The 18,081-nt window shown below is 59.8% G+C and carries 17 protein-coding genes; 5 read left to right on the top strand and 12 right to left on the bottom strand.

Annotated elements, in window-relative coordinates:
• Positions 1-5: 5 nt before the first annotated feature.
• A complete protein-coding gene (locus V5N12_RS15685; protein ID WP_332900169.1) occupies positions 6-1,043 on the top strand; it encodes a TAXI family TRAP transporter solute-binding subunit in 1,038 nt (345 codons plus the stop codon).
• Positions 1,044-1,055: 12 nt separating this feature from the next.
• On the top strand, positions 1,056-3,047 hold the full coding sequence (locus V5N12_RS15680) for a TRAP transporter permease (protein ID WP_332900168.1): 1,992 nt from the start codon (positions 1,056-1,058) through the stop codon (positions 3,045-3,047).
• 639 nt (positions 3,048-3,686) lie between these two features.
• On the opposite strand, the gene V5N12_RS15675 is transcribed toward V5N12_RS15680, so the two are convergent.
• Entirely contained in the window at positions 3,687-4,607 is a 921-nt protein-coding gene (locus V5N12_RS15675; protein ID WP_332900167.1) for a DUF120 domain-containing protein, read from the bottom strand.
• A 97-nt stretch (positions 4,608-4,704) separates the two neighbouring features.
• On the opposite strand from V5N12_RS15675, the gene V5N12_RS15670 reads away from it, so the two are divergent.
• Positions 4,705-5,844 carry an XdhC family protein gene (locus tag V5N12_RS15670; RefSeq protein ID WP_332900166.1) on the top strand — a complete coding sequence of 380 codons (1,140 nt, stop codon included), beginning with the start codon at positions 4,705-4,707 and terminating at the stop codon, positions 5,842-5,844.
• Here V5N12_RS15670 and V5N12_RS15665 read toward each other — a convergent pair whose 3' ends face one another.
• The 11 genes from V5N12_RS15665 to V5N12_RS15615 form a co-directional block, all read right to left on the bottom strand.
• Positions 5,845-6,648 carry a molybdate ABC transporter permease subunit gene (locus tag V5N12_RS15665; protein WP_332900165.1) on the bottom strand — a complete coding sequence of 268 codons (804 nt, stop codon included), beginning with the start codon at positions 6,646-6,648 and terminating at the stop codon, positions 5,845-5,847.
• Entirely contained in the window at positions 6,623-7,540 is a 918-nt protein-coding gene (locus V5N12_RS15660; RefSeq protein WP_332900164.1) for an extracellular solute-binding protein, read from the bottom strand. Before V5N12_RS15660 ends, V5N12_RS15665 begins: the two co-directional genes overlap by 26 nt.
• A 49-nt stretch (positions 7,541-7,589) precedes the next feature.
• Positions 7,590-8,201: a nucleotidyltransferase family protein gene (locus tag V5N12_RS15655; protein WP_332900163.1), complete on the bottom strand. Its 612-nt coding sequence runs from the start codon at positions 8,199-8,201 to the stop codon at positions 7,590-7,592.
• A complete protein-coding gene (locus V5N12_RS15650) occupies positions 8,198-9,406 on the bottom strand; it encodes a molybdopterin molybdotransferase MoeA (protein ID WP_332900162.1) in 1,209 nt (402 codons plus the stop codon). Before V5N12_RS15650 ends, V5N12_RS15655 begins: the two co-directional genes overlap by 4 nt.
• A gap of 90 nt (positions 9,407-9,496) precedes the next feature.
• Positions 9,497-10,258, bottom strand: a complete 762-nt coding sequence (locus V5N12_RS15645) for an IclR family transcriptional regulator (protein ID WP_332900161.1) — start codon at positions 10,256-10,258, stop codon at positions 9,497-9,499.
• A gap of 134 nt (positions 10,259-10,392) precedes the next feature.
• On the bottom strand, positions 10,393-11,055 hold the full coding sequence (locus V5N12_RS15640; protein ID WP_332900160.1) for an MBL fold metallo-hydrolase: 663 nt from the start codon (positions 11,053-11,055) through the stop codon (positions 10,393-10,395).
• Between the two features lie 52 nt (positions 11,056-11,107).
• Positions 11,108-11,611 (bottom strand): (2Fe-2S)-binding protein, encoded by a 504-nt coding sequence (locus tag V5N12_RS15635; protein WP_332900159.1) that lies wholly within the window; start codon positions 11,609-11,611, stop codon positions 11,108-11,110.
• The gene (locus V5N12_RS15630) at positions 11,608-13,974 is read right to left on the bottom strand and encodes a xanthine dehydrogenase family protein molybdopterin-binding subunit (protein WP_332900158.1); all 2,367 of its coding nucleotides are present in this window, start codon (positions 13,972-13,974) and stop codon (positions 11,608-11,610) included. Before V5N12_RS15630 ends, V5N12_RS15635 begins: the two co-directional genes overlap by 4 nt.
• Complete coding sequence (locus tag V5N12_RS15625; RefSeq protein WP_332900157.1) at positions 13,967-14,824, bottom strand: FAD binding domain-containing protein; 858 nt, start codon at positions 14,822-14,824, stop codon at positions 13,967-13,969. The genes V5N12_RS15630 and V5N12_RS15625 overlap by 8 nt, the downstream gene beginning before the upstream one ends.
• Positions 14,821-15,288, bottom strand: a complete 468-nt coding sequence (locus V5N12_RS15620; RefSeq protein ID WP_332900156.1) for a CoxG family protein — start codon at positions 15,286-15,288, stop codon at positions 14,821-14,823. The genes V5N12_RS15625 and V5N12_RS15620 overlap by 4 nt, the downstream gene beginning before the upstream one ends.
• Before the next feature lie 81 nt (positions 15,289-15,369).
• Complete coding sequence (locus tag V5N12_RS15615; RefSeq protein WP_332900155.1) at positions 15,370-15,798, bottom strand: universal stress protein; 429 nt, start codon at positions 15,796-15,798, stop codon at positions 15,370-15,372.
• Positions 15,799-15,893: 95 nt separating this feature from the next.
• On the opposite strand from V5N12_RS15615, the gene V5N12_RS15610 reads away from it, so the two are divergent.
• Complete coding sequence (locus V5N12_RS15610) at positions 15,894-17,384, top strand: aldehyde dehydrogenase family protein (protein ID WP_332900154.1); 1,491 nt, start codon at positions 15,894-15,896, stop codon at positions 17,382-17,384.
• Positions 17,385-17,456: 72 nt separating this feature from the next.
• Positions 17,457-18,026, top strand: coding sequence for a UbiX family flavin prenyltransferase (locus tag V5N12_RS15605; RefSeq protein ID WP_332900153.1), 570 nt, complete (start codon positions 17,457-17,459; stop codon positions 18,024-18,026).
• Positions 18,027-18,081 lie beyond the last annotated feature (55 nt).

Genomic DNA, 18,081 nt, shown 5'->3' with positions numbered 1-18,081 from the left:
CTGGTGTGGCAGGACTTGCGGCGTTGGCTGGATGTACGGGTGGGTCAGGCGATAACGACGGGGGCGGCGATGGTGATTCGGGCGGCAACGGTGGTGGCTCTGGAGGCTCTGGAGGCTCTGGAACCACAGATATGGTGATGACCACGGCTACCGAAACGACGGCGGCCTACGCGATGAGTCAGGGCATCGCGGCAGTGGTCAACGAGAACACTGAAAAGGTTCGTATCGACGCCCGCCCAAGTGAGGGAACGAACGCCAACATCGGGCGGCTCGACCGTAAAGAAGTGCAGATCGCCTACATCCAGAACTGGACTGCGGCGAAGATTAACGCAGGCGAAAAGCCCTTCGACAACCTCTCGTTCACCCCAAATCAGGTGTTCCACCTCTACGACCTCGGTTGGTTCCTCGCAACGCCGAACGAAGGCTGGGAAACGACCGACGACATCGCAGATGGTGCGAGGGTCTCCCCAACGCCGCGTGGCTCCGGGACAGCAGAAATGCTTGAAACCGCCCTTGGGTATGCGGCTGCTGGCGACTACGAACGCGTCAGCATCGACTATGGGGGGCAAGGCAGTGCCATGAGCGAGGGCCGCCTCGACGTGGGTGCGTCTACGTTGGTCAACTTCTCCATCGAACCTGGCTGGCTTCAGGAGATGAAGGGGACAGTCGACCTCCGAATGCTCGGATGGAGCGACGAGGCCATCAGCAAGATGGAAGAAGACCCCGGTCTCCTCCTCACCGAAGTGGACACGTCCAAACTGGAGAACTACGCCTACACTCCACAGCCCACGATGATGCCGTCACTTGCGTACAACTTCGTCGTCCGCAACGACTTCAGCTACGACGCAGTGTACAACCTTCTGACGACGCTGTACGAGCATCGTGAAGGACTTGGTGAATACCACGGCCTCCTCAACAAACTCGCAGAAGGCGACTTCTGGGTGAAAAACGCCTACGACGGCATCCCGTTCCACCCTGCCGCGGCTGATTTCTACGAGGAGCAAGGTCTCTGGTCAGATGAGTTCACTCGCGGAGAGGAGTAGGCACTCCGACCAATGGCTTCCTCCACGCTTTCGCGCGAACGACTCCTGTCGAGTGCCATCTATCTCATCGGCGTGGTACTCACCATCTATACGTTTTACTACGCATTCGACCGCCCGTTCGTCCGCGTTCGCCACTCGAACATCTTTCTCGGGGCGGGTGTCGCACTCTTCTATCTCTATGAGACGAAGAAACACGTCTTCGGGACTGATGACTTCAAAGCGTACCGCGACCGCGATATCGACCACGACGGTTCGCTCACCGGCCGTCTTCGGTCGATAATAGGGCCATATGACGGCTACCTCACGTTGGTGAGCGCCGCGCTCGCCGTCGTGCTCGCAGCCTACATCGAATTCAACTTCGAGCGCCTCCAGTTTGACGCGCCCGTCCTCGGCTATTCGGAGGTGGATTTCATCGTAGGTGCACTCATCGTCGTGCTCGTCTCTGACGCCACACGCCGAGCCTACGGCTTTGCGATCACCTCCGTCGTCATCGCCGCGATTGGGTATGCGATGGCTGGCCCGTGGTTGCCGGGCTTCCTTGGTCACACCGGTATGAACTGGCAGGACGTTGCCCGCTTCGGGGCAGTCGGGCTCTCGGGGACGTACGGGTTCATCCTCGGGGTCGGGACGACATGGGTCGCGGTGTTCATCATGTTCGCTGGCATGGCAAAAACCTACGGCGCGCTCGATTACATCCTAGACGTGGGGACCGAACTCGGCAATAAACTTCGCTCGGGCGTCGTACAGGTCGCCGTCATCTCCAGTATGGCGATGGGATCGATAACGGGGAGTGCGGCCGCGAACACCGCAACCACCGGGAGCTTTACCATCCCCATGATGAAGCGCCAAGGTGTCCGGTCAGACTTCGCCGCTGCCATCGAGAGCGTCGCCTCCTCGGGCGGGCAGATGATGCCGCCCGTGATGGGCGTTGCGGCATTCATCATGGCCGACATCTTGCAGGTGCCCTACGTCCGCATCCTCCAAGCCGGTATCCTGCCCGCGCTGCTCTTTTACTTTAGTGTCGGCATCGCGGTCCAGTTCGCCGTCCTCAAGTACGGTTGGACGACGGAAAAGTCCGGAGAGTTCGACCGGAGCATCCTGCGCAAGGGCGCACACTTCGCCGTGCCGATGGTGGTGCTCATCTACACGCTCGTCGTCCTCAGATTAACTCCACTCAGTGCGGGCTTGTACACCTCGGTCACGATGGTCGTGACGATGTTCGTCCGTGACCTTCTCGTCGGTGGTCCATCGGTGGACACGCTTGTCGACACGACTCGGAAAACCTTCGAAGGGTTCAGAGACGGTGCGGTGGACATGGCCCCGCTCGTTGGCGTGCTCGCGTCGATGGGCGTCATCATCAGCATGCTCACCCAAACCGGTCTCGCACAGAAAATTAGCATCCGGATGGTCGGACTGGCTGGTGGCGTCCTCATCTCGGTTCTGTTGATGGCGATGGTGCTGAGCATCCTGTTCGGCCTCGGAATGCCAACGCCGGCGGCGTACATCCTTGTGGTCATCCTCGTCGCCCCGGGCATCATCCAGATTGGCGTTCCTGAAATTACGGCGCACCTGTTCGTGTTCTACTTCGCGATGCTGTCGGCTATCACGCCGCCGGTGGCGGTGGCGGTCGCCGTTGGCTCACGGATTGCCGATTCGAACTTCCTGCAGACGGGTATGCAGGCGATGCGTATCGGCGCGCCCGGTTTCTTCATTCCGTTTGCGTTCGTCACCAACCCGAGTCTCATCTTCTGGTCGTTCCCGGCGACGCCGCTCCACGCGATTATCGTCTTCATCGGCGTCGTCGCACTCGTCGCGGCGACAACTGGCTACGACGGCCGCCATGACCTCGGATTCCCCCACCGTGGGGCGTATCTCGCCCTCTCGGTAATCACCCTCTACGCGCCGATGACCCTCGTTCAGATTGGCGCTGGAGCGCTTGCGTTCGCGGGTCTCACGCTGGCTCACCTCGACCGGCTCCCCGCAGTCGTCACGCCGGCGGAGTAACGCAACACTGCGTTTTCTCACCATCATCGTTCGTGATTTCCGGGGTGGTGACGCCCTATTACTTCTGCACAGCGTTCACAGCTATTGCAGTGAATGCCCAAAATCTATTGGATGACCGCAGCATAGGTTAATGACATAACTATGGTGGTTAGATGATTGTGAAATTAATATTATGTTTGCCGTTCTGTGCTGAGAAGGCAAAAATTTTTATCTGCTTCCGTGAGAATTAATTTGACAGATGTGGGAGTATCGGCGTTAAAACTATTTTGAAGGATAATAGTACGTAGATTTGGTGCTACTCCGACCCACTTTTTTATGATCACGGAATTTCGAAGATATTGGGCGATTTGAGTGCGTTGGCGTGATTCTAGTCCACTATTAACGAACAGGTATGCTCTCCCAACCCATAAGACAGATAATTATCATAATATTTCTTTGTATATATGGAAACAGGTATGAATTTCGGTACGGCACTCAATTTCGCCAGCTACACTGGACACGCAGTCGTCCGAATAATGAATCCGCTCGAGAGTGGACACACAATCTACCCGAATCGGTTGTGATAGCCGAACTAGTTTGGACAGTTTGGATAAATTGTACAAATAGGCTGCATTGGTTGTCTTTGGTGTGTTGGCCGGTTCAGTTCACCCAGTTTGCGTCGAGAAAACTCGTCTCCGCACGAACCGCTGTTTCTGCATCACGGACCTCATCACCGACGAACACGGCAGACCCAGCAGCCACGTTCAACTTCTCGAAACACCGTCGGAGTGGAGCTGGATGTGGCTTCTGTGCGACAAGGGTCTCTCTGCCGACGATCACATCAACCGCGTCGCGGCAGTCAAAGTGGTCGAGAACACGGTTTGCGGCCGCCACCGCATTGAGCGTGCAGATGCCAACTGGACAGTCGAGCGCTGCGAGGACATCGAGCAGCGCAAGCGGCTTGCTTGCTTCGACAGCAGCAGTCTCGTGGGTGGCGAGGCACTCATTGAACTCGGCTCGTTTCCCGACTTCGACGGCGAGGCCGTGGAGTTCATTCGGTGCGTACGACCGAATCCCTCCTTCGAGATGTGCGCCGAAAAGGTCGGTCAACTCAGTTTCGACCACTCGCCAATCGACGGCAAGGTCGATGAGCGTGCCGTCTAAATCGAACACGACGCCGCCGAATTCGTCGAGGGCTGTTGGCTCCAGTTGGTGCATGGACGACCCCATCTCGCTTGGTGGAGTAATGTCCACGCAGTCACCATCTTCGAGGTCGAACAGGGTACGCAAGTGGACGGGGGCGAGCACTTCCACTTTGTCGTCTGGGTAGTCGGGGACGTGGGGGACGATAACCGCGCTGCGCACGCCGTTTACGCGACAGTCGTAGAGGTCGATGCCTGCACAGTAGTCGTTGCTGACCTCTGGGACGAACTGACTCGGGAGGCTGTGGTGGCCATCCCAGTCTGTGATGTTCAGCGTTCCGTAATACGGCGCAAACGCGAGCGCATCGGCGAGTTCGTCTGCGGCGAATGCGACGAACTCACTTGCGCGTCCCTCGCCTGAAACGACGGTCCCGTTCATACCTTCACATTGGAACCAGCCGTGATGAACGCTCCGGGGGTACCTGACAAATCGACAGGTGAGAGCACATAAATAGCGTCGGATGGTACGACCTGACATGGACGGCAGAGACGCCACGCATCCGTGGAGCGTCACCACGATAGACATTTTCGACCAGCTACGCGACCGGGCCGCGGCGGGCAAGCAATCGGTGCTCGTCACCGTCGTAAACGTAGACGGCTCCGCCTACCGTCGCCCGGGGGCGAAGATGGCTGTAACTCCAACTGGTGAACCGCTCGGTGCAGTGACGCCGGGCTGTCTCGAAGACCCCGTTATCGACCTCGCACAGGACGTCGCCCGCGAGGGCACGCCCACGATTGAGGTGTTCGACCTGACTGGCGACGACGATACGTGGGGCTTTGGCCTCGGCTGTAACGGCATCATCACAGTTCTCATCGAACCGCTTGCTGCATCCTTTGAGGCGGTACTCGACCGACTTGAGGCGGGAGAGAGCGCCATCTCCGCGACGGTGATAGCAAGCGAAACCTCCACGCTGTCGGTAGGCGACCGGTCGGTCTTCGACGGTGAGGGTACTCCCGTCAGTGTCGACGACCACGATGTCGCGGATCAGTTTGGCGAGGCACTTCGAAACCGCGTCACTGCGCTCTCACCGAACGGAACCGAACGAGTCACTCTCGACACTGATGACGGCGAAGTCACCCTCTTTCTCGATGGGATGACGCCCCCGCCAGAACTCCTCATTTTCGGGCATCACGGCGACGTGGTTCCCGTGACCGAGGTCGCTCGAAACGTCGGCTTTCGCGTCACCGTCGCTTCTGCCCGCGGTGGGCAGGCAAAAGCCGAAAACTTCCCGGCAGCAGAGACCGTGGTGAAAACTCGCCCCCCGGAATTGGGCGGGCTGGTTGACGACCCAACGCGCACCTACGCGGTCATCATGTCGCACAACTTCATCGACGACCGCCTCGCCTTCGAATCGTTGCTCGACACCGAGATTCCGTACATCGGATTGATGGGGCCACGAAAGCGCTTCGAACAAATGCGCGACGAGTTCCGCGAGGAAGGGCGCACCTTCACGGAAGCCGAACTCGCGCGGGTGGCAACGCCCGTTGGCCTCGATTTAGCAGGCAGCGAACCCACCCAAATCGCCCTCAGTATCGTCGCTGAAGCCCTCGCGGTTGCCAACGACCGCGACGGTGGACGACTCACCACCAGCAAAGGCCCGATTCATCCCCGCTAATCACTCCCACGGGTTCGCCCCGAGGGCGGCGAGCACCGTGAGGACGGCAATCGCAATTCCGACGAGGATGACGGCCACTGGCAACGCATTTTCGATACCCATTGTCGTAAACGACACCCAAATCTGGACGGGCATCGTCCGCGGGTAGTACGCGAGCATGATGGTCGCGCCGAACTCACCGAGCGAACGCGCGAACGCGAGCGTCATTCCGGCGAGAATCCCACGTTTTGCGAGCGGGAGCGTCACCCGTCGAAACGCCCCACTTCGGGTCGTCCCGAGGGTGCGTGCGGCTTCTTCGAGCGTCCGGTCGACGCCGTTGAACGCCGTCGTCGCGGTCACGACGACGAACGGTGCGGAAACGAACGTCTGGGCGATGACGACGCCGACGAGTGAGCGGGTGAGGGAAATCCCCCCGAGTGAAGCGAGGCTTCCGACCGTCGTGTTCGGGCCGACGAGCATCAGGAGGATGATACCGCTCACGATCGGCGGTAAGACGAGCGGCAGAGCGACGATGCCGCCGACCAGCAGTTGCCAGCGAGAGCGGGTCCGTGCGAGCCAGTAGGCGAGTGGAACGCCGAAAACCGTTGCGAGCAGCGTGCTCACCGTCGCAGTCGTCACCGAGTTCGTCGCGGCATCGACCACGACTGGACTCTGGAGCTGTCCGAACACGGCCGATGGCGACTGGGTGGCAAACAGTGCAAGGAGCGGCGCGAGAAAGTAGAGTGCGAGGGCTCCGCCGAGCAGGAACGTGACACGAAGCCAGTCCCAGCCTGCTAGCCTACGCGTCGAGTGCGTCTGGGACATCTCCGGTGTAGGTAGGGTAGTTTTCAGGGACGGTGAAGCCGAACTCGTGTAGGTACGACCCCGTTGTGTGCGCCGCAAACACTGACGCCACCGACTCGGTTTGCTTCCCGGCGGGTATCGTTGCACCGTAGCTGATGACGCCGCCGCGAACTTCTTTGCCATCCGGAAGCGTGTATCTTGCCGTCTCGTATTCGCTGGCGGCGGCGGGGTCGCTCAGGTCGATTGCCGTTGGAAGGTTGATGAACGAGTAGTCGCGTTCGACGGCCATGTTGCGGTAGGTGACTGCGGCGTCAATCGACCCAGTTTCAAACTGGCTTACGAGTTGGGTCTCTGGGTAAATTTGTTCGCGGTCGGGAATCGCTTCTCGCAGATTTTCGTCGGTGTCGTAGTGGCGGGTGGCGAGTTCGAGCATGAACAGCGTCCGGTAGCCAAGTGGGTCGACGTCAGGGTCGGTCCGCCCGAGCGACACCTCACCAGAGAGTAGCGGACGAAACCACCCCTGGTCACCCGCCGCAGCTATCCGCTTGCCTCCTTCTGACGCCGGGTCGTACGAGATGACGAGTGAGTTGGTCGCGAACTCAGCGTACCACGCGGGATGGAGCGGGCCATCGAACAAGGCTACGTCTGCAAGGGAGACAATATCGGGGGCCTTCTGCCCGTCTGCGACGAGGCGGGCGACTTGCGCAGAGCCGTGGGCTTCGATTTCGAGGGGCACGTCGAGACTCGGACGAAGCCCGTTTTCGAGTGCATTGTTGAGGCTCCCGGCTGCGAGAAGGAACACGGGCGTTTCCCTGCTCGATGTGCCCGAGGCGAGACAGCCTGCAAACGAGGTCGCAACTGCCGCCCCGGCGGCGAGCGCCTTCCGCCTCGTGAATCCGTACCGCGTGTCCATAAAACAACCACTGGTGATTACGGTATAGGTGTTACTAAACCACAAACGGTTACGATTGGTCTGGGCGTTCTGTGTCGAGGTCGCACGTCGTGTCGATGTCGATTCTGACCCCGGGGTCGTCCGTCTCGACCAGTGAATGCTGGTCAGCGCCTTTGAAAACTGCTTTGCCACCCGTATCGCCGTCTACCTCACCCAGTGCTTGGAAGTGCTGTCGGTCGAACAACACTGGATTTCCACGAACGCCCTCGTAGGCGGCAGCGAGTGCCGTTCCTTCGCCCGCTTCGTACGCCGAAACGAGCGATCGGATGGTAGCCACCGAGACATACGGCATATCTCCGAGTGCGAACACGGCGGCATCGACGGTGTCGCGTTCGGTGAGAACTTGCGCCGCAGCGCGAACCGACGTTGCTTGTCCCTCTGGGTACGATTCGTTCTCGATGATCTCGAAATCCAGACCATCGAGCGCGTCACGAACCTGCACCGATTCGTGGCCAACGACGGCAATCAGCGGCGTAAGCCCGGCCTCTACGAGCGTCGCTGCGCTTCGCCGGACGAGCGGGACGCCGTCGATTGGTTCGAGCAGTTTGTTTTTCGCTCCAAACCGGGTGCTCGTGCCAGCCGCGAGCAGCACGCCACAGACTTGTTGGCTGTCGGTCGTCATTCGACGGCGGTGTAGGGGACGACGTTGACGGTTTCGCCGCTCGAAACGGCCTCTTCAGTGATGAAAAAGCCATCCGCACGAGAAGCGCGCGTCGAAGACGAGAGCACGCTTGGATTGTAGACCTCGTCGTATACGGCTAGCGAAGAGTCAACGTGACCGAGCGGCATGGCTTCGCCGTCTTCGAGCGTCACCGGAACCACGTACTCGAAGCCGGGCGCGCCGAGGCCGATATCGCGAGCGAGGCGGGCTGAGACGGTCGGAAGCGTCGTCTCACCGACGAACAGCGGGCGAGCGACGAGTGACGTGATGGTGTGTGCGCCAACTGGCTTCCCGGGTATTGCGAGCGCGACAGCGTCGTAGTCGTCGAGGCGGGCGACCGCGATTGGTTTTCCCGGCCGGATGGCGACGCGGTGGAACAACACTTCACCGAGTTCAGTGAGCGCGTTGATGACGTGGTCTTTCTTTCCAACGCTCGTCCCGCCAGTCGTGACGACCACGTCGTGGTCGGCTGCGAGCGCGGCGATTCGCTCTGTGACCGTGTCATAATCGTCGGGAACCGACCCTTCGTAAACCGGGTCGTGACCCCACGAGCGAACCAGCCCCGCGAGCATGGGTGAATCGAGGTCGGGCTGTCGGCCTTCGTGGAACTCCGTCCCGGTCGCAAGGATGCCAACGGAAAACCTTGTGTGCACGGTCACCGACTCATGGCCAAGGTCGCGGAGCAACAGCGCGTCCTTCGGGGAGAGGCGCTCGCCCGCCTGAAAGAGCACCTCGCCCGCTCTGACGTTGCTGCCGCGTGCGTAGGTGTAGGTCCCCGGTGATATCTCCGTGCCGCTAAGCAGCCCGTCTTCGACGGTCGCCTCTTCGACTTTCAACACCGCGTTCGCCCCGTCAGGAAGCGGCGCGCCGGTCGAAATCCGCATTGCCTCGCCGGATTCGAGTGTCGGTGGGCTATCCTCCGGGAAGATGCCACCTTCGCGCAGGCGGAGGGGATAGGCGTCGGTCGCGTCGAACGCAAACCCGTCCATTGTCGCCCGCGACAGCGGCGGTCGGTCTGCATCTGCAACGAGGTCGCTTGCGAGGGTTCTGCCGCCGATTTCTGCGAGCGGGACACGCTCCGTCTCTCGTGAAGACAGCATGTCGCGTCGGAGCGAGCCCACCGTCTTCGCCGCGTCGTCCCGACGCCACATATCGTGGTGTGTCATGATGGGTGTTCTGTGATACCACGACATAATTGTTCGCTCCGCGGATGATTTTGAGAATCGGTAGCCAAAAAATCGCGCACTTCGTCGTGGTCAGGAGTACTTGAGCTTGAGTTCAAGCTCGTTTGCCGCCCCGAGCAAGAGGTCTGGAATTTCGCGTTCGTACCGGTCACCTTTCATGCGGTGGGTCGGTCCGGAGACGCTGAGTGCGCCAACGACAGTGCCTTCGGGTCCGAACACTGGCGTCCCGACCGAGCGCAGACCTTTGACGTTTCCTTCGCGGTTGTACGCGACGCCGGTTTCGCGGACGGTTTCGAGTTCCGCGAGCAGCTCACTCTTGGTCACGACGGTGTCCTCGGTGAGTTGTGGAAGCCCCCACTGGTCGAGCACTTCGTCTACGCGCGCCGCTGGCAGGTGAGCGAGAATCGCTTTCCCCACGGAGGTCGAGTGCAAGAAGAGCCGCGAGCCAATCCGAGAGTTCGTCTCGACTGCGTGTGGCCCCGTCGCGACGTGGACGTAGACGCCCTGCCCATGTTCTTCAACGACGTACTGACAGCGTTCGTTCGTCTCTTGGGCTAACTCCTCTACCTTCGGCTTTGCGAGACGGTAGGCTTCCTTTCGGTTTCTGACGTACTCACCAAAGTTCAGAAACGAGAGGCCGATGTGGTAGGTGTCACCCTCTTTGGTGACGTGCCCGGCTTCGTGTAGCGTGGTCAGGTGGCGATGAATCGTGCTGTTCGCATAGCCAGTGTGTTCGCCCAACTCAATGATTCGCGCACCGTCGAGTTCTTTCAGCGCCGCAAGGATAACGAACGTCCGCTCAACCGACTTAACCCGGCTTTGGTGTTCGTTCATGCGTGAGTACTAGCGCGAGACCCTATATAGTATTCTGCATCGTGGAATCGACATCGCGACAGAGGGGAGAGCGGCGCGCTGCCGCATCGTTCGCAATGGCGAACTCTCAAAGCAGGGGCAAAAACGGTGTTTGTTTATGCGAGGCCGAGGTCGGAGAGAAGTTTGTCGAGTTCGGCGCGCGCTCCCTCCTTGACGTTGAGGCCGTGGGTCGTAAGCGCCACGTCGAAGTCGTAGTCTGCAAGGATTTTGATGTTCTCGAGGGCGAGGTCGTTATCCGCGTTCAGTGACGGCTTGATGGGCGCGAACGCACCCGACCACTCACCGGGTGCGGCCGCGAAGCTGTTGTGGTGGACGAAGGTGTCGCCGACGAACAGCGTGCCCGTCTCCTCGTGGAGGAACGACATGTTTCCGGGCGTGTGGCCGGGGATGTGAATCGTCCGAACGCCCCAGCGAACCTCGTCGTGGCCGAGTTCGACGTCTACCTTGATGCCCTTCTCGCGCAGCACGTCGGCTTCCTGTTTTGGGACAGCGACGATGGCATCGTACTCTTCGAGCAGGCGCGGCAGTGCGCCGTAGTGGTCGGGGTCTGTGTGTTCTACGACGATGACGTCCGGGCCGCCAAAGCCGTCGAGGAAGTCGATGAGTCGGTCAACGTCCGCCTCGAACCCGGTGCCGAACAACACCGTCTGCTCGCCTTCTAAGACGTGGACGGACACGGGTTCGTTCGTCATCGGGCGCGGTGGCTCTGGGAACATCGGCCGAAGCGTCTCGAACGAGTGAATGCCTTCTGGTAACATTACTCAACGATTGGGAGAGCGCTTCAAAAAGGTTTCTGATGTGGGAACTCGATTAGTCGTCCGCTGGTTTGCTATCAGCGAGTTTTCCCTGTGCATTTTCGAGTGCGCAGTGAATCGACTCGTAGCCCGTACACCGACAGAGGTTCTCGGACATGTAGTGTTTGAGCGTGTCCTTTTCTGGTTCTGGATGCTCTTCGAGCATCGCCTTCGACATCATGATCATGCCGGAGGTGCAGTAGCCACACTGGAAGCCCTCTTCTTCTAAGAACGCCTCTTGGACGGGGTCGAGTTCGTCGCCCGTGCCAAGCCCTTCGATGGTCTCTACTTCCTTGCCATCGACGTTGACCGCGAGTTCGAGACAGGAGTTGATCGGTTCGCCATCGACGTAGACGGTACAACAGCCACAGACGCCAACGCCACAGCCTTCGGTCGTGCCGGTCAGTTCGAGTTTGTCTCTCAGCAGTTCAACGAGCGTGACGTTCGGGGTGATGGCGAGTGATTCGTCATCTCCGTTTACCGTCACGTCAATATCGACGGATTGGTAGGTTTCGGTCATTGGTCTTCTGCCTCCTGAACCGCGTCAAGGACGCGCTCTGGGGTGTACGGAATCGCCTTTACGTCCGCACCGGTCGCGTTGAGGATTGCGTTTCCGATGGCTGGCGAAACCGCGAACGACCCGGTTTCACCGACCCCTTTCGCGCCGTACGGCCCGTCGGGGTGGTCCACCTCGACGATGTGGTTGCCAACCTTCTCGGGCATGTCCCGGAACGACGGCACCTTGTAGTCGAGAAGTTGCTGATTCGTCTGCTGGCCGTAATCGAACACCATCTCCTCGTGAAGCGACTGCCCGAGGGCATGGGCCGCCCCGCCGAGAATCTGCCCGCGGACGCGGTCAGGGTCAATCGCCTGCCCCACGTCTGCGGCATTCTGGAGTTCTCTCACGTACACTTTCCCGGTTTCTGTGTCCACGTCGACAACCGCACCGGTCGCGCCGAAGAACCAGAACACGGTCACCTTGTCGGCTTGGCCGGTTTCTGGGTCGTGGTGGCCGCCTTCGGTCGTGAAGTAACCTCGGCCGAGGAGCGTGCCACCGGCTTTCCCGAACTCGGCTTTCACCGCGTCACCGAGTGACATCTCATTGCCGGAGTCTGCGTGGCTGACGACGCCGTCTTCGACCGTAATCTCGTTCGCGGCGACGCCCCACGTCCGCGCGGCAATTCCGCGCATCTGGTCTTTCGCGTCATCGACCGCGCGCATGACGGCGTTGCCCATGTGGAACGTCGTCCGACTGCCCGCGGTGATGGTGTCGAACGGCGACGTTGCCGTGTCTGGTTGGGCCACATCGACGTAATCGATGTCGATACCGAAGCCCTCACAGACGAGCTGGGCGAGTGTGGTTTTCACGCCCTGCCCGATTTCGACGCTGCTCGAATGCACCGTCACCGAGCCGTCACCGCTCACGATGACGAGCGCCCCCGACGAGGAGGGCGTGATGCAGGCTTTGTAGCCACACGCAATTGCCCGTCCGCGTTTCAGCGCCGGGTCGTCTGGCTGTTCGAGCGGTTTGTCCCACTCCATTGCCTCTTCGACGGCTTCGATACACTCGACGAGGCCCACGGATTTGACCGGGACGCTCGTTGGGTGGGTCGAGCCTTCCTTGTAGCCGAGGCGCTTGCGGTACTCGGTCGGGTCGAGGCCGAGTTCGACCGCGATGGTCTCCATCTGCGCTTCGTAGGCCGTCACGAGCTGTGGCACCCCGAACCCACGGAACGCGCCGGCGGGCGGTTTGTTGGTGTACACACAGTGTGAGTCGATGCTCACGTTCTCGATTTCGTAGGGGCCGGCGGCGGTGTAGCCCGACTTCTTGGTGATGCGTGGCCCGATTTCTGCGTACGCACCCGTGTCGTAGTACACGTCACACTTGCGGCCGAGAATCGTCCCGTCGTCTGCGACGCCCGTCTTTAGGACAATTTTCGTCCCGTGGCGGGTGATGGTCGAGAACGACTCTTCGATGTCCATCTTGAGCTTCACCGTCTCGTCTGTGAGGTACGCACAGAGCGCGATAATCGGCTCCGTCTTCGCGTACAGCTTCATCCCGTAGGAGCCACCGACTTGGGGCACGCGGACGCGAACCTTCGACTGTGGCATATTGAACATCGACGCGATCTCGTTGCGCACGAAGTGCGGACTCTGATTCGGCGTCCAAATCTCCATCGTGCCGTCCTGGTTCGCCCGCGCGGTGGCGACGAACGGCTCGAACGGCATGTGCTGGACGGGTGGCGACCGATAGGTGTTCTCGAAGACGTGCGCTGCTTCTTCCAAGGCAGCGTCTACGTCGCCGTAGCGAAGGTTGAACTGGAACGCTTCGTTCGTGTCTCGGCCCCCTTCGACCTGTTCTAAGTCGGGGAAGGTGTCCGCGGCTTCGAACTCTTCGTGGATGATGGGCGCGTCGTCTGCGAGCGCGTCGTCTACGTCCTCACAGAAGTCCATCTCGTCGTAGGTCACGTCGATGAGGTCGATGGCTTCCTCTGCAATGTCGCGTTCGTCTGCGATGACGGCCGCGACGGGGTCGCCAATGTAGTGAACCTTATCGAGTGCGAGGACGGGCTGGTCTTTGATTGCCGGTCCGTAGTAGGGGTTGTACCCGATTTCGTCTTGGAGTTCGTAGATGTCTTTGCGTGTGATGACCCGCCGGACGCCGGGCAATTCGAGTGCGGCGCTCGGGTCTACGTCCACGAGTTTGCCGTGCGGGATGGTTGCCCGACAGAGCTTCACGTGTTTGACGTCGGGGAACACGAGGTCGTCACCGTATTCGACGGTGCCGTCGACCTTCTCTTTCCCGTCGATACGCTCTACGTGCTTCGAGACGCTCGAATACGCCTTCTTTCGCTCGCTCTGCTTTTGTAGACTCTTAGACATCCGCTCTCACCTTCCGGAGCGCGCGCTTCGTGAACACGCCCGCCATCTGTTCTTTGTAGTTCGCAGAGCCACGCAGGTCGCTCGACGGACTCGACTGGTCGCGTGCGAGGTCGGCAACGGCGTCAATATGCTCATCAGAGAGGTCGCCGTCTACCACGTCGTTGACGCCATCGAGGCGCAAGACGGGGTTGTGGCTGACTGAGTTCAACAACACTTCAACGTCTTCGAACTGGTCGCCGTTTGGCGTTGCGAACGCCGCAACGCCCACACACGGCCAGTCAACTTCGGAGAAGTATCGGTGTTTCACGTACGTCCCTCGTCGCCCGGCTTCGGGTTTCGGCAGGACGATTTCCGTGACGATTTCGTTTTCTTCGAGTGCTGTCTCGTAATAGCCCTTGAGGAAGTCCGTGAGCAGGAGTTGTCTGCTGTCGTCACCCGAACTCACCACAATCTCTGCGTCGTAGCCAGCGAGCACAGGTGGTAAATCGAGGTGAACGTCCGCGTGCGAGAGATGCCCGCCGAGGGTTGCGCTGTTTCGAACGCGAACCCCCGCAATCTCTTGGAGACACTGGACGACCGTCGGGAACTTGTCTTCGATGATGGCAGACCGCTCTACGTCGCGGAGTGTCGAGAGTGCACCGATGCGCACGCTGTCGCCGTCGTCTTCGATGAAGCGGAGGTCGTCTTCTAAGCCACGGAGGTTGATGAGCAGTTCGGGCGTATAGACGCCTTCTTTCATCACGACCGTAATCGCCGTCCCACCGGCGATGACCCGACTTCCGGGATGTTCTTCCAATTGTGTACAGGCTTCCCCCACCGTCTGGGGGAACGCCATATTGAAGCGCTTCATTCTGCGAGGGCTTGATTCTCTTCGAGTTCGGTTTTCATATTATCGATGAACCGGTCGGTCATCTCTTCGCACTTGTGGCGGAATGCGCTTTCGCCAAGCGAGCCAAGGCGGCCGCGGATGGCGAACTCGATACCGATTTCACCCACCGTTTCGTCCCCGTCGGCTTCGAGCGAGAGGTCGCCATCGACAGTTGCAGACCCCGGCATCCGCCCCGACGGCTCTGCTTTCGCCTCGACTTTCGCCGAATTTGGCGGCTGTTTGTCTGTGAGTTCGATTCGTGTATCAAACGTGAGGCTCGTGTACGCCACTTTAACCTCGATTTTTGCGTTGAATACGTCCTCCTCTAACTCCTCTACATCGACACAGCCCGGAACGCAGGGTGCGACGGTTTCAGGGGTGATAAAGAAGTTCCACGTGTCTTCCACGGGTCGTGCAACCCGGAATTCTCTGGTCACTTCTGCCATAATCGGTTGTCACTGTGTAACATGTCCACGTTGTCTAAATACTTTTCGAACACGTAAACACATACCACGCGCTGGTCGTAGCTACTTTTCGGTTCCAATCACTGATACAACTGGGAGCTCAGCATTGAGCAGAATCGACTGGGTAGTGCTTCCGAAGAGTGCTTTCCCCGTCGGTGAGCGCTTTCTCCCACCGATGACGAGATACCTGGCATCGCGTTCGGTTGCTTCTTCGAGCAACTCACTGACCACGACGCCCACTCGACCGACGATTTCGACCTCCGTTTCGTCACTTACGACACCCTCTGTCGCGGTCCGCGCAACCGTGGCGGCGTCTTCGACGGCGTCGTCCCTGTAGTACTCGTCGAACGACTCGCGGCGTGATTCGACGATGTCCTCGGGCGTGACGTGTACCACGATAAGTTGGTCATCGTACGCGCGGGCGAGGTCTTCGCCCACGGTGAGGATTCGAGTCGCACGGTCGCTTTCGTCGACTGCAACGATAATTGCCATATTACTCGTTGGCGTGAGGGTTTGATATAGTCATCCCACTCCAGCAAAACTCGTCTCGCAGGAACACTGAAGGTGACAGTCGAAAATGCAAGCGTATGGAGCAGAGAGAAATCACCACCGTCTCAGGCGAGACTGTGGCGATACCCGTAGAAGACCGACTGTACATCGATGGCACCTTCGTCGCAGGCGAGACAACGATTCCAACCACCAATCCGACCACCGGCGACCACCTCGCAGAGCTTCCCGTTGCGTCCACCGAACAAGTCGCCAAAGCCATGACCGCGGCTTCGTGGGCCGCCGAGGAGTGGCAGGCACTTTCGTTTGCCACCCGCGCAGCGCGCCTCGAACTGTTTGCAACGATTCTCGAAGCGAACGCAGACGACATCGCCGCCATCGACGCCGCGGACAACGGCAGCAGTTTCTCGAAGATGCGCGACGACGTAGAGAAATCCGTCCGGGCAATTCGCTACTACGCTGGCCTCGCGGGTGAGTTGAAAGGCGAGACCATTCCAACGCCGGGAGAGACCTTCGATTTCACTCTCAGAGAGCCACACGGTGCGGTGGTGAGCATTCTCCCCTTTAACCACCCGACGATGTTTCTTGCCCGAGACCTCGCCCCCGCGCTCATCGCCGGGAACGCCATCACCATCAAGCCCTCCGAGTACACGTCGCTCTCTGCGCTGTACGTCGCCCACCTCATCGACAACGCTGACTGCTTCCCCGACGGCCTCGTGAACATCCTCGCCGGCGAAGGTGCCGTCGGGGCGGCGCTCGTCGACCACGAGGAGACGGCCTTCGTTTCCTTCCGTGGAAGCGTCAAGACCGGCCGGAAGGTAATGGCTGCTGCGGGCGCGAATCTGATTCCCTCGATTGTCGAACTCGGCGGGAAGAATCCCGCGATTGTCTTTCCGGATGCCGACGTAGAACAGGTCAAAGACGGCGTGGTCTCCGGGATGTCACTCGCTTGGCAGGGCCAATCGTGTGCGAGCGGCTCGCGCCTGCTCGTCCACGAGGATGTCTACGACGAAGTCGTATCGGGCGTGGTAGAACGTTTTGCAAACACTGCGGTTGGCGACCCCTTTGACGAGGACGTGACCATGGGCGCAATCGTCTCCGAGCCACAGTACGAACAGGTGCTCGACTACATCGAGACGACGAAGGCAGAAGGGGCAACCTGCCTCACGGGTGGCGGCCCCGTTCCTGACCTCCCCGGCTTTTTCGTCCAGCCAACAGTGTTCGAAGTCACCCCCGAGATGACGATTGCGAGCGAGGAAATCTTCGGGCCAGTTCTCTCAGTGATGAAGTGGAGCGATTACGACGACGTCATCGATCTCGCAAACGCGGTCGATTTCGGCCTCACCGCGAGCATTTGGACGACCGACCTCAACACGGCGCACAAGACGGCCCAATCCCTCGATGCGGGGTATGTCTGGGTGAACCGCCACGGTGGGATCTACCTCCAGACGCCGTTTGGCGGGTTCAAAGACAGCGGCGTGGGCAAACACGGCGGTCTCGGCGGCCTGTTCGTCTACACGCGCGAGAAGAACGTCAACCTCGACCTGTCGGGGCCGCTCGCCTACGAATAATCCTTCTTTTTCGAGAAACCAGGGCGAGGTCGTCCATATTGTTATAACCTTCCACCCGTAACTTCTGTTATTGTGACGAAGCGAGTAATCATCGGGATGACGGGTGCGACGGGCCAAATCTACGGTATCCGTGCGCTCGAACTCCTCAGTGAGACCGATTTCGAGACACACCTCATCTATTCGAGCGCGTCGTTGCTGACGACGAAACAGGAAACTGACTACGACAAAGACGCGCTCGAAGCGCTCGCAGACGAGGTTCACAGCGTCAAAAATATCGGCGCGCCAACGGCAAGTGGGTCGTTCCAAACGGAGGGGATGCTCGTCACGCCGTGTTCGATGAAGACGCTCTCGAACATCGCCCACGGCAACTCAGGCAACCTCATCACGCGGTCTGCGGACGTCATCTTGAAAGAACGGCGTCGCCTCGTCGTCATGCCACGCGAAAAGCCGTTCAACCGTATTCACCTCAAAAATATGCTCGAAGTCACCGATGCGGGTGGCATCATCATGCCGCCGCTCCCGTCGTTCTACAACCACCCAGAGAGCATCGACGAGATGGTGACGAACACCGTCGCTCGGGCGCTCTCGTTGCTCAACGTCGACGTGTCGGTCCAAGAGTGGACTGGCCTGTCGTTCGACTAACGTCTCTGTTGTTTTCTGGAAGCTTGTTTATCGTGAGCACCGACGTTCGAGTGTA

The organism is Haladaptatus sp. CMSO5 (assembly GCF_036689885.1).
GTDB lineage: Archaea > Halobacteriota > Halobacteria > Halobacteriales > Halococcaceae > QDMS2.
Note: the sequence above shows the minus strand (reverse complement) of the source record. Positions and strands in the feature narration are given on the sequence as shown.

Bases quoted from the DNA above. Each gene is read 5' to 3' on its own strand.
- V5N12_RS15680 (WP_332900168.1), top strand. From the start codon at position 1,056: ATGGCTTCCTCCACGCTTTCGCGCGAACGACTCCTGTCGAGTGCCATC.
- V5N12_RS15675 (WP_332900167.1), bottom strand. From the start codon at position 4,607: ATGAACGGGACCGTCGTTTCAGGCGAGGGACGCGCAAGTGAGTTCGTC.
- V5N12_RS15670 (WP_332900166.1), top strand. From the start codon at position 4,705: ATGGACGGCAGAGACGCCACGCATCCGTGGAGCGTCACCACGATAGAC.
- V5N12_RS15665 (WP_332900165.1), bottom strand. From the start codon at position 6,648: ATGTCCCAGACGCACTCGACGCGTAGGCTAGCAGGCTGGGACTGGCTT.
- V5N12_RS15660 (WP_332900164.1), bottom strand. From the start codon at position 7,540: ATGGACACGCGGTACGGATTCACGAGGCGGAAGGCGCTCGCCGCCGGG.
- V5N12_RS15655 (WP_332900163.1), bottom strand. From the start codon at position 8,201: ATGACGACCGACAGCCAACAAGTCTGTGGCGTGCTGCTCGCGGCTGGC.
- V5N12_RS15650 (WP_332900162.1), bottom strand. From the start codon at position 9,406: ATGACACACCACGATATGTGGCGTCGGGACGACGCGGCGAAGACGGTG.
- V5N12_RS15645 (WP_332900161.1), bottom strand. From the start codon at position 10,258: ATGAACGAACACCAAAGCCGGGTTAAGTCGGTTGAGCGGACGTTCGTT.
- V5N12_RS15640 (WP_332900160.1), bottom strand. From the start codon at position 11,055: ATGTTACCAGAAGGCATTCACTCGTTCGAGACGCTTCGGCCGATGTTC.
- V5N12_RS15635 (WP_332900159.1), bottom strand. From the start codon at position 11,611: ATGACCGAAACCTACCAATCCGTCGATATTGACGTGACGGTAAACGGA.
- V5N12_RS15630 (WP_332900158.1), bottom strand. From the start codon at position 13,974: ATGTCTAAGAGTCTACAAAAGCAGAGCGAGCGAAAGAAGGCGTATTCG.
- V5N12_RS15625 (WP_332900157.1), bottom strand. From the start codon at position 14,824: ATGAAGCGCTTCAATATGGCGTTCCCCCAGACGGTGGGGGAAGCCTGT.
- V5N12_RS15620 (WP_332900156.1), bottom strand. From the start codon at position 15,288: ATGGCAGAAGTGACCAGAGAATTCCGGGTTGCACGACCCGTGGAAGAC.
- V5N12_RS15615 (WP_332900155.1), bottom strand. From the start codon at position 15,798: ATGGCAATTATCGTTGCAGTCGACGAAAGCGACCGTGCGACTCGAATC.
- V5N12_RS15610 (WP_332900154.1), top strand. From the start codon at position 15,894: ATGGAGCAGAGAGAAATCACCACCGTCTCAGGCGAGACTGTGGCGATA.